At 47.0% G+C, this 10,802-nt stretch carries 14 protein-coding genes; 12 read left to right on the top strand and 2 right to left on the bottom strand.

The window, feature by feature from the left end:
- The 12 genes from HMPREF0721_RS12265 to HMPREF0721_RS07020 all read left to right on the top strand — a co-directional run.
- The coding region (locus HMPREF0721_RS12265) for a hypothetical protein (RefSeq protein ID WP_040639978.1) at positions 1 to 186 on the top strand (186 nt) is incomplete at its 5' end.
- Positions 187 to 223: 37 nt separating this feature from the next.
- Positions 224 to 1,765 (top strand): hypothetical protein, encoded by a 1,542-nt coding sequence (locus HMPREF0721_RS07065; RefSeq protein WP_006598981.1) that lies wholly within the window; start codon positions 224 to 226, stop codon positions 1,763 to 1,765.
- Positions 1,766 to 1,927: 162 nt separating this feature from the next.
- On the top strand, positions 1,928 to 3,202 hold the full coding sequence (gene serS, locus HMPREF0721_RS07060; protein ID WP_006598980.1) for a serine--tRNA ligase: 1,275 nt from the start codon (positions 1,928 to 1,930) through the stop codon (positions 3,200 to 3,202).
- A gap of 152 nt (positions 3,203 to 3,354) precedes the next feature.
- A complete protein-coding gene (locus tag HMPREF0721_RS12830; protein ID WP_006598979.1) occupies positions 3,355 to 3,600 on the top strand; it encodes a recombinase family protein in 246 nt (81 codons plus the stop codon).
- Positions 3,581 to 3,847, top strand: coding sequence for a DUF4368 domain-containing protein (locus tag HMPREF0721_RS12825; protein WP_345740220.1), 267 nt, complete (start codon positions 3,581 to 3,583; stop codon positions 3,845 to 3,847). The genes HMPREF0721_RS12830 and HMPREF0721_RS12825 overlap by 20 nt, the downstream gene beginning before the upstream one ends.
- 84 nt (positions 3,848 to 3,931) lie before the next feature.
- The gene (locus HMPREF0721_RS07045) at positions 3,932 to 4,393 is read left to right on the top strand and encodes a hypothetical protein (protein WP_006598977.1); all 462 of its coding nucleotides are present in this window, start codon (positions 3,932 to 3,934) and stop codon (positions 4,391 to 4,393) included.
- 112 nt (positions 4,394 to 4,505) lie between these two features.
- Positions 4,506 to 4,652: a hypothetical protein gene (locus HMPREF0721_RS11845; protein WP_006598976.1), complete on the top strand. Its 147-nt coding sequence runs from the start codon at positions 4,506 to 4,508 to the stop codon at positions 4,650 to 4,652.
- Positions 4,653 to 4,797: 145 nt separating this feature from the next.
- Complete coding sequence (locus tag HMPREF0721_RS07035; protein WP_006598975.1) at positions 4,798 to 5,415, top strand: DNA alkylation repair protein; 618 nt, start codon at positions 4,798 to 4,800, stop codon at positions 5,413 to 5,415.
- Positions 5,416 to 5,526: 111 nt separating this feature from the next.
- Positions 5,527 to 5,613, top strand: a complete 87-nt coding sequence (locus tag HMPREF0721_RS12820; RefSeq protein WP_425595045.1) for a hypothetical protein — start codon at positions 5,527 to 5,529, stop codon at positions 5,611 to 5,613.
- Between the two features lie 155 nt (positions 5,614 to 5,768).
- A complete protein-coding gene (locus tag HMPREF0721_RS07030) occupies positions 5,769 to 6,017 on the top strand; it encodes a DUF3781 domain-containing protein (RefSeq protein ID WP_006598973.1) in 249 nt (82 codons plus the stop codon).
- A gap of 18 nt (positions 6,018 to 6,035) precedes the next feature.
- Positions 6,036 to 6,653: an SAP domain-containing protein gene (locus HMPREF0721_RS07025; RefSeq protein WP_006598972.1), complete on the top strand. Its 618-nt coding sequence runs from the start codon at positions 6,036 to 6,038 to the stop codon at positions 6,651 to 6,653.
- A 515-nt stretch (positions 6,654 to 7,168) separates the two neighbouring features.
- The gene (locus HMPREF0721_RS07020; RefSeq protein ID WP_006598969.1) at positions 7,169 to 9,160 is read left to right on the top strand and encodes a L,D-transpeptidase family protein; all 1,992 of its coding nucleotides are present in this window, start codon (positions 7,169 to 7,171) and stop codon (positions 9,158 to 9,160) included.
- A 62-nt stretch (positions 9,161 to 9,222) separates the two neighbouring features.
- On the opposite strand, the gene HMPREF0721_RS07015 is transcribed toward HMPREF0721_RS07020, so the two are convergent.
- Both HMPREF0721_RS07015 and HMPREF0721_RS07010 read right to left on the bottom strand, forming a co-directional pair.
- Positions 9,223 to 10,029 carry an N-acetylmuramoyl-L-alanine amidase family protein gene (locus HMPREF0721_RS07015; protein ID WP_006598968.1) on the bottom strand — a complete coding sequence of 269 codons (807 nt, stop codon included), beginning with the start codon at positions 10,027 to 10,029 and terminating at the stop codon, positions 9,223 to 9,225.
- A 9-nt stretch (positions 10,030 to 10,038) separates the two neighbouring features.
- Complete coding sequence (locus HMPREF0721_RS07010) at positions 10,039 to 10,692, bottom strand: YARHG domain-containing protein (RefSeq protein WP_006598967.1); 654 nt, start codon at positions 10,690 to 10,692, stop codon at positions 10,039 to 10,041.
- Positions 10,693 to 10,802: the final 110 nt, after the last annotated feature.

The following is a 10,802-nucleotide window of genomic DNA, read 5'->3' as shown; positions in this document are numbered from 1 at the left end:
AAATCGTGCTTGCGAATGACGGCAGACAAACAAAGGGTCTTGGAAAGTTTGTATAAACTTACAAAAAAGATTGACTTAGCCTATCCTTACAAATATAATGGGATAAAGATGCTTTTAAGAGGAGCTGACTTTGCGCCGGTCATTGGCGAAAAATTCGGGGAAAGCGTCTCGAGAAGGCAGCTTTGAATATGTTTTTTTGAAAGTTTTCTGAAAGGAGAGAGAAATGCAAACGAAAATCAGTTGGCGCTGCAAATGGTTTGTGATGGCCTGCTGTCTGGCCATGCTGTTGGCGGTGCTGCCGCCGACGGCGCACGCCGAAGGATCCGACCAATATTTTTTGGTGAATATCCCCTATAGTGCATTTTACGAAGGTGAGGGCATCAGCGGGGTGGATACCGTGACTTCGGCGACAAAAGTCAAACCTCGGGCCGGCAGTTTGGTTGGCGGATCCTATCATGCCGATGCATCCGGCGCGGCCATCAACGGGGTGACCTATCCGGTGAAGGTCAGCAGTGCAGAAGCGCTCGCGGCATTAAAAGCCAAAGGCGGTACGGTCGTGACCGATTCGACCGCGCCTTTGAGCATTACGCTAACGCTTCGCGGGCAGCAGGTGACAACCACCTATGCGAACGGCGGGCAGCTGTTCGAAAATCCGAATTATTCGTACTATGCGTTAAGCGAAAAGCCGGCGTTCTATAAAGAAGCTGCGGTTAAAGGCGGACAGCTTGCCTTTGGCAAAACCACGGCGGCCGTTAAGACGGTGGCAGCCGAGGCAAAACTGACGCCGGGCGGTCATCACGCTGATTATGAGATGACCTTCAAGGACAGCAGTGCATTTGTAAAAGACAATAACACCAAGGTTTACGGCGTGATTGTGAAGACCAAGGACGGCGGCCAATTTGCCATGCGCCATCTGGCCAATATTTGGCGGGGAATTGAAATCGGCTGGAATGCAGACGACGCGGCTTTGTCGGGGAAGACCATTACATCCCTGACCTATTACACTTCGGACGGCAACTTTAACGTCGACATCAACGATATAAAGGTGCCGATTATCGCGAAGGATGCGACGCTCAAAGCGGATAACGCGACCGTTAAAGACGCCACGACGGCCCTGAAGGCTGATTTGCCGGGTGGTTTTAAACCGGCTTATGCCATTGATGGTGTCGGCGTGAATCCCGAAGGCGGGAAGCTGCCCGTCGCGGGACTCAAGCCGGGGACCAGGACATTGACCGCGACGGATACGAGCGGCACGTATGCACCGGTTACCACGACCTTTATGATCACCACCGAAACGCGGCCGGCCCAATACACCGGAGGCGAAGCGATCGTGAAGAAGGATGATGCCGCCGACGGCGACTTCAGCAATTACATCGCTAACATCCCCAAGGTCCGCGTAAACGGAAAAGATTATCCGGCCACGGGGCGGAATGCCGTGCCCATTATCGGCAAAGACGGCCGGATCGATCTGAGCAAAGCCGGCGTGACGAATCCCAAAGGGGTGAAGATGGTCATTACGTCGAGCGGTTACCCGGATTGGACTTTGATCTATGGCGAAACGCAGGTGGTCAAACCGGACAATCATAAAACCGATGACAAAACGAAAGGGACTCCGAAAGCAAGCGTGAACAAAGCGGCGGCCAAGCGCACCGGCGCCGCGAAGACCGGCGACGCCGCCGAGCCTCGGCTTTATGCGGCATTGCTGGTGACGATGATGGGCGCCTGCCTGTATTTAGGGCTGCGGGCAAGAAAACAGCAACATTAATCGATAGATATAAAACGAAGGGAGCCTGCGATGCAGGCTTCTTTTTAATGCGGGAGAAAATTGCCAAATCCGCAGGCGTTGTGGTATCATAGAGCCAATTAAATTCAAATGATGCGCTGCAGCGGGAGGCTGCAGCGGTGAAGGATCGAAGGAGAAATATCAATGCTCGACATTAAACGCATTCGTCAGAATCCAGAAGCCGTATTGGCGGCGCTGGGCAGCCGCGGCGGCGAATACTCGGTGGACAAGGTGCTCGAACTGGACAATCAGCGCCGGGAAATCATCGGCCGGGTGGAAGCCCTCAAGGCGCAGAAAAACGCGACGTCCAAGGCCATCCCCCAGCGCAAGCTGGCCGGGGAAGACCTCGCCCCGCTCTTTGCCGAAATGAAGGCCGTTTCTGAAAAGATCAAGGCGGATGATGAAGCGCTGGCCGACATCAATCAGGCCATTCGAAACGAGCTGCTTGGCCTGCCGAATATCCCCAATCCGGAGGTGGCCGTGGGATTGGACGACAGCGAAAATGTCGAAATCCGCAAATGGGGCGAACCCACCGCCTTCGATTTTGAGCCCAAGGCCCATTGGGATCTGGGGACGGAGCTGGATATTCTCGACTTTGACCGGGCGCACAAGCTCACCGGGGCACGCTTTTCGATGTTCAAGGGCTTGGGCGCCAAGCTCGAACGCGCGCTGACGAACTTCATGCTCTATGTGCATACCGTCGATCAGGATTACATTGAAATCGCGCCGCCGTTTATGGTGAACCGCGCCTCGATGACGGGCACGGGGCAGCTGCCCAAATTTGAAGAAGATGCTTTCCATCTCGAAAGGGAAGACTTTTTTCTGGTGCCGACGGCGGAAGTGCCGGTGACCAATATCCACCGCGACGAAATCATTCCCGATGACGCGATGCCGATTTATTACACGGCCTACACCCCCTGTTTCCGCGAAGAAGCCGGCTCTGCCGGGCGGGATACCCGCGGGCTGATCCGCAATCACCAGTTTGACAAGGTGGAAATGGTGAAGTTTGTCCGGCCGGAAGATTCCTATGATGAACTCGAAAAGCTCACCGCGGATGCCGAGGTCATTTTGCAGCAGCTTGCGATTCCTTACCGCGTGGTGGAGCTTTGTACCGGCGATTTGGGCTTCTCCTCGGCCAAGACCTACGACATTGAAGTGTGGATGCCGAGCTATGGCCGTTATGTGGAAATTTCGTCCTGCTCCAACTTTGAAGATTATCAGGCGCGCCGCGCCAATATCCGCTACCGCGACCCGGCGACGAAGCACACCCAGTATGTGCACACGCTTAACGGCTCCGGCCTGGCGGTCGGCCGTACTTTTGCCGCCGTGCTTGAAAATTATCAAAATGCCGACGGCAGCATCACCATTCCGGATGCGCTGGTGCACTATATGGGCGGTGTGACCAAAATTAAAAAATGAATTGAATTAAATTATAGAACGTCTTCCGATGGGAAGGACAAACAAAGAGGGCTGTGAGCATCAACTTACAGTCCTTTTTATTTATCGTCCGGAAAGGATTAACCTCTTAGGGACAGAGAAAATAATAAAAACTTGGAAAGGAGGTAATTCTCATGTCAAATATGAAAAGGACAGGACAAACAGCCCTTTATGAGCGTTTAAGTCGTGATGATGAAATGCAGGGAGAAAGCAATTCCATCACCAACCAAAAGCAGCTACTTGAAAGTTATGCCAAAAGAAACGGCTTTGTAAATATCTATCACTATGCCGATGATGGCGTAAGCGGAATAACCTTTGATAGAGAGGGATTTCAAAAGATGATAAAAGCAGTAAAAGAAAATAAAGTATCTACATTTTGAACAGGAAATAGAAACCTACCATCAGAGAAAAGTTGACACCGATAAATTCCTGAAAATGACAGAGAAATATACAGACATTGAGGAACTGACAGTACCAATGAACAATGAGTATATAGAAAAAGTTGTAGTCCATGAAGCTACAGGCGGAAGACAAGGCAAAGACAGAAAACAACAAGTCGATGTTTATTTTAACTTTATAGGGAACTGTCAAGTGCCACAGAAAGCCGATATAGAAAAAATGGCTTAAAAATAGTTATAATATTTATTAATATAAACAGAAAAATCAGAATCTGTCGAGGCGATTACCCGCTTCGGAAATGAGGAACGATAAATGAAAATGATTGTCAAAAAGACTTCCGTTTTTCCGGCGAAGCAAAGCAATGTTTTTGCACTGCTGCAAAGATTTGATACACTTGCATATATTGCCAAGCCCTACGCAACATTCAAAAGCCCCAAAGGACAAACTGAACTGGTTTGGGAAGTTGGCAGAAGTTTTTCTTTCGATTTTAAGATGTTTGGCTTCATTACGCTCGGTGTTCATGTGATCAATGTTAGGGAATTCAACCCGGACAACATCTATACAAATGAGGGCAATCCTTTTTGTCCCATGTGGAATCATCGAATTATTCTCAAAGGAACTGCTGACGGCAAAACCGAATACACCGATGAGGTAGAAATCGGGGCAGGATGGAAAACACCGTTTGTATATTTGTGGGCAAAAGCATTTTACTCGCACAGACAAAAGAAGTGGATAAAGTTGCTTAATAAGCGATCTGAAAAGAACGTGCATTAACAAATCCCCGTTTCGTATAACCAATAACTCGGTAAAGACTAATACAGTAACAGTAAATCAAAAAAGGGGTTACTGTTTTTCTTTACTCAAAATTTGAAAGAAGAAAACAAGAATGAAGAAAAAAACAGATATTAAAGAAATACAGACAGAAGAACGACCACAACACCAAAAGCCTGATGGCATTCTAACAAAAAAGATAAATGGAAAGACCTTTGTAACGGAGATATATTTTGATAAAAAGAGCAAGGAAACATTTTAAGATAAGCTGTTCAAGATAATACATTCTAAGGGAAAATAGTAGCAAGTGAGTAAGAAATATGACAGTAGAAAAAATGCCTTAAAAATGCTATAATATTTGTTAATATAGACAAATAAAACTGATTTTTGTGAGGAGGCGAGGCTATTTGAAAGAGTATATTATGAGTTTGGAAAAAGAATTCTCTTTGATAGAAAATGGCTTTAAAGAGCAAGAAAAAAGAGCCTTTGTTGATTATAAATCTAATGATAATGAGTATAGCAAAAAATTGGCATTTTTAGCTTATAAATCCAATGTATATCAAGTTAGAATGTACGGCGTGTTTCTCTTTGGATATTTATCAGCAGATGAAGAAATTTTAATATTTATGAGAGATGAAGTTTCTAAAGATGATAATTGGAGAGTTCAGGAAGTATTGGCAAAGGCGTTTGATGAATTTTGCAAGAAAACAGGCTATGAAAAAGCACTTTCAATTATTGATGAATGGTTAGAAAATAGAAATCCAAATACAAGGAGAGCAGTTACAGAGGGGTTGAGAATATGGACAAGTAGACCATATTTCAAAGAAAATCCAAAGGAAGCTATTGAAAGAATTGCAAACTTAAAAGAAGATGGAAGCGAATATGTAAGAAAATCGGTTGGAAATGCTTTAAGGGATATTAGTAAGAAATTCCCAGAGTTGATTAAAATTGAATTTGATAGCTGGCATTTAGAAAGTAAAGAAATAAAACAAGTTTACAAGCTGGCAAGTAAATTGATTGTATGACAACTTCAAGTTTCTTGAACTAACAATTTAATAAAACTAACACAGAAACAGTAAATCAAAAAAGGTTTACTGTTTTTTCTTTGCTCAAAATAGAAAGAGAGGACACGAACAATGAAAAACATAGAAGAAAAAATCTTAATGGCAGATGAAGAAATCAAGCAGTTACAAAACAAAAGAAAAAAACTCATCAGCCAGTAGTTACAGGGACATTCAATTGAGCTAACACAGGCAAAGATAAACGAGTTAGCCCTATAAAACTAAGCGAAAAAATGTTATAATATTTATGATTTCTTAGGTGGAATTTATTTTTGTACTGACATAGATAGATGATAATGTGATTTGGAGAATGTATTATGGAAGATAAGCAAATATTATTAGATAACATAGATAAAGTGCATACTACTGAAATGGGTATTGATAGAATTAAAAAGAACTTAAAAATAGTTACAGAAGATGTTGTAGCGTATTGTATCAATAAGATTTTAGATAAAAATTGTAATATATACAAACAAGGCAAAAATTGGTATTGTGAGGTTGAAAATATCAAAATTACTATCAATTCATATAGCTATACAATTATTACTGTACACATTGTCAAATAAATTTGAGGAGATAAAATATTGATAGAAAGTAGACCTGAGTTTGATAAAATCACATCGTTTGATGAGTTTAATAAATACTATTGGTATCGTGAAGAACTTTCACAGATATGCAAGTCATTAGGATTAGAATATAGAGGTGCAAAACAGGAACTCAATTATATTATTGAGCAGTACTTTAAGGGCAATTTGATTAAAAAGTCATCAATAAAAAATGAAAAGAAACAAGTAGAAACTATTACTTTAGGCACGCCATTACTTGAATGTGGGTTCTCCTTTAACACACAATTTAGAGAATATTTCTCAATTTTAACAGATGTTTCACCATTTAAATTTACCGCTGATATGGCTACTGCTTGGAGAAAAGTAAAAAGAGAAAATGATTTGAGTTTTACAATTCAAGATATGCTGAAAGTTTATTATGGAAAATCAGATTATGCCAAGTATGATAATTCGGTTTGTCAATGGAATCAATTTTTAAAGGATTTTTGTGCAGATGAAAATAGTTGCAACTATTCGAACAAATTAAAAGTAGCCTCTATTCTTTGGAAAGAAGTTAGAAATTCAAGAAATGAAAAAATTTATTCAAAGAATCTTTTGACTGAATATGCCGGTAAAATAAAAGAGTATTGCAAGTAGGATATTCTCAGCTTGCTAAACTAACAATTCAATAAAAGCTAACGCAGGAACAGTAAATCAAAAAGGTTTGCTGTTTTTTATTTGTCTAAAAACGGAAAGGAGGACTTATGGAATCGGAAATCCAAGGGAGCAACGTGAATTCGGATGATTGCAGCGATAATGGTTTTTGTCGGGGAGTCGCCCAATCAGATGGTGCCGACGGGTACAATGAAAATTGCCGAAAGGACGATAGATAAAACAGCAGCAGAAAGATCAATCATGCGAATGATGTCAGGAGAGAATTTTATCAATAAAAGGGTTTGATCGCGTGCTGCCTATCGATTTTAGAATGGACAAAAGATTATAATCTGGAAAGGAAAATGCTGCTTTTATATGAATGGAAAGCAGCATTTTTAATTGCCTGTAAAAGACGAGAAAATTATTTATAAAAATAAATAAAACGATAGATGATTTAGAAAAAATCATGATATAATTAATTTTAACATTCAGTTTGTATTAAGAAAAGGAGAAAGGTGATGACACGGGAAAAAACAGGTCGGGGAATATTGATGCTTTTGATGATGGTGGTCGTCCTGTCGTTCGGCGCGGGAATGGTTTTTGCGGCAGATCCCGTGTCAAAGGATAACGCGTCGGAAGCATTATCGCTGGCTGATGTGCAGACGGGGCTGCAATATCAGGCACACGTGTCTCAGCAAGGTTGGCAGAATCCGATTCCATTTGCGAAACAGGATCAAGGCGATGTTTTCGCGGGAACGTCGGGGAAGGGCCTTGCGATTGAGGCCCTGCGCATCCAACAAGATTCGAACAAGTTGAATCCGGCTCAATTGGGAATTCAGTATGAAGCCCATGTGGCGCAGCGGGGATGGCTGGCGCCGGTTTCTTCTGCCGATACCAATGGTATGGCCGGCACCGTCGGGCAGAAGCTGGCCGTTCAAGCGGTTCGCATGAAATTGACGGGAACGGAGGCCTCCCGTTTCCATCTTTATTATCGCGTGCATGTGCAAAATTATGGTTGGTTGGATTGGGCCTGCGATGGTGAGAACGCCGGGACGACGGGCTTTGATTTGCGCGTTGAAGCCATTCAGATCAAAATGCTTGCGGCCGACAGTCATTTTGTGGGAAGCACCGTTCGTCCTTATGTGGATGCTTCAAAATTAAATAACGGCTCTGTGCGTTATGCGGCGCATGTGCAGCAGGCCGGCTGGCAAAATGCGGTTCAAGACGGGGCAACAGCCGGGACGGAGGGCCGCAGTTTGCGCCTGGAAGCGGTGCGTATGAACGCGCAGGCGGCGAATCTGCCGCCGGGGATAAAAATAACCTATCGGGGCCATGTGCAGAACAGCGGCTGGCAGGCATGGAAAAGCGATGGTCAGACGGCCGGCACCGTTGGCAGGGGCCTGCGGCTGGAAGCATTACAGGCAAAATTAACGGGCCCGATGGCAGCGCGCTACAATTTGTATTACCGCGCGCACGTGGCTTATTATGGCTGGCTGGATTGGACGGCTGGCGGGAAGACAGCCGGCACGACGGGTTTGGCTTATCCAATGGAAGCCATTCAAGTGACGCTTCGGGAGAAAAGCCAGGGAGCTCCCGGCGCGACGGCCATGCCGTCGGTGGATGCCGCCCAGGTAGCGGCAGGTACCCAGGTGAACTACCGAGCCCATGTGTCCGGCATTGGCTGGCAAAGCCGCATTGCGAATGGTCGAATGGCGGGAACGACGGGCCAGAAACGTGCGGTGGAAGCGATTGATTTGAATCTTTCCGGGGTGGTTCGGGCCTCGTCGGTTCATTACCGAATGCATGTGCAAAAAATTGGCTGGCAGGGCTGGAAAAGCAACGGGCAAATAGCAGGAACCACAGGCCGCAGCCTAAGGGGAGAAGCGCTTCAAATAAAACTGAGCGGCACAGCAGCGGCTTTATTTGATGTTTATTATCGGGTGCATGCTCAAAATGTCGGCTGGCTCGGTTGGGCTAAAAATGGCCAGGAGGCTGGCACCAGCGGCGGCAGTTTGCGCATGGAAGCCTTTGAAGTCCGGCTGGTCAGGAAGGGGAGCCGCGCGCCGGGAAGCACGGCGCGTCCCTACGTTAAAATGGTGCCGAAATCGCCAAAGGCCTTTGGATGGATGCCGGTTTCTCCGACCTGCATTTGTGTAGACCGGCCACATCAGACGTTAAAGGCGTATGTGAACGGACGCGAAATTTTATCGACGCCGGTGATCACCGGGCGGCCGGGCATGAGCACGCCGGCCGGCAATTATAAAATTCGCGCGAAACAAAGCCCGTCGGTTCTGATCGGGCCAGGTTATCGCTCGTATGTGCGGTATTGGATGCCTTTTATCCGCAATAGCATCGGTATTCACGATGCGAGCTGGCAGGATGCCAAGGGCTATGGCGGCAACGCCTATTTAATCGGGCGCGGTTCCCACGGCTGTGTGAACACGCCGTTGTGGGCGGTTAAAAAAGTGTATAGGACCTTTCCGGTGGGGACGCCGGTTTACGTGCGCTGATTTTAGACCGAAGAAAAAAAAGCGCCTGTTGCCATAAAGCAACAGGCGCTTTTTGCATGCGTTTAATTTTTAAAATAGGCGTCGAGGCCGCCGGCGATGCCATTGACGATTTTAATCTGGTAGGCGTCGGTTTGCATCAGCCGGTCCTCTTCCGGATTGGTCATGTAGCCGACCTCGATGAGGGTCGTGGGCACCTTGGCCCAGTTGTTGCCCGTCATGTTGTCTTCCTCGGTGATGCCGTTGTTTTCGGTTCCGGTCACTTGGCAATAGGTGTTCAGCAATTTTTCCGAAAGGAGCCGGGATTTTTGATAGGTGCCGGCCGTGTAGGGATTGCGGGGCGTGATGCAGATGGCCAGGGCGCCTTTGGCGGCGGCATTGTCCACTCCGTTGGCATGGAGGCGCACAAAGGCATCGGCCTTGGCGTTATTGGCCACCTGTGCTCGGGCCGCGCAGCTGATGGCCGTTTGGTTGTTTTTCCGGGTTAAAATCACTTTGTAGCCCCGGGATTCGAGCACCGGCACAAGCTTGCGGGCCAATGTCATCATAAAGGCGTACTCGGTGACGCCGGTGGTCGTGCCCCGGGTGCCGCTGGCATCCTTGGCTTTCATCGTCTTGGATCCCGGACCGATGGGCTCTGTGCCGGCCGGCATCACCGCCGAATGTCCGGGGTCGAGCACGATGGTTTTGCCCGCGCCGGGATTTGAGGCCGGTGTCGTTTTTGGCGTGGTTTGCGCCGGTTTCCGTGGCTTGGCGGTCGAAGTCCGTTTGGGTGCGGCACTTTGATGCCAGTCCAGGCCGACGGCGGCCAGGGCAACGGCCGCCGCGATCGCCATCAATGCGATGAGAAAGTGTGCGTGGGATTTGGTCATTGCCCACTCCTAATGGACTTGGTAGCCGCCGAGGGCATCCTCATGGGATTTAAGCAGCTGCACGTTGTATTTTTCGACGCTGGACAGAGAGTCTTCATCAAAATCGTCGGGGAGGGTGGTGCCGTTGTACCAGCTTTTGTTGTTAAAATAGCTTTGCAATTCGCTGGAATCAAAGAGGCGGCCGTTGCGGGCATATATTTCGTTGCGGGCGTAGTTAAGGGTTTTAGCGGACAAGCCTGTGAGATCGCCGGACGAGAGCCGGATGCTTGACGAGGTAGGGAAGATTTCACTGTTGCTGATTTGATGGCTGTTGCGGTTGGCGGCCGACCGGCTGCCTGAGGTGGTGCCGGATGTTTTGCTGCCGTCACTGTCGTAATTATTCACCGTGACTTTGGTGGTTTTCTCAGAGGAAAGGCGGCTTCTGGGACGGGTCAGCACAAAATACAGCGCCGCGAAGACGATGGCCGCCGCAACGGCCGCTACGATGATTAAAGCCAAAGAATGGCTGCTCTTTTCCCGCTTCGGCGGGGGATAAACCGGCTGCACCCGCGTGGGATTCATCGCGCTCTGCGCGCCGGTTTCCGCTCGGGGATTGGGCGCGCCGCAGTTCGGACAGAATTGATCGCTGTCTTTTACCGAGTGGCCACATTTAGAACAATACATAAAGAACCTCCTCATCGTTCAGGATCGTTCGTGTATGAAATGTCTGAAAATATTTATGAAGGATTAAGAAAATTATAACATGATTACGTGTTCAATGGTGTAAAAATTTT

Origin of the sequence: Pseudoramibacter alactolyticus ATCC 23263, assembly GCF_000185505.1 — a bacterium.
GTDB classification, from domain to species: Bacteria; Bacillota; Clostridia; order Eubacteriales; family Eubacteriaceae; genus Pseudoramibacter; species Pseudoramibacter alactolyticus.
The sequence above is the reverse complement of the archived record's forward strand: the minus strand, read 5'-3'. Positions and strand labels throughout refer to the sequence as shown.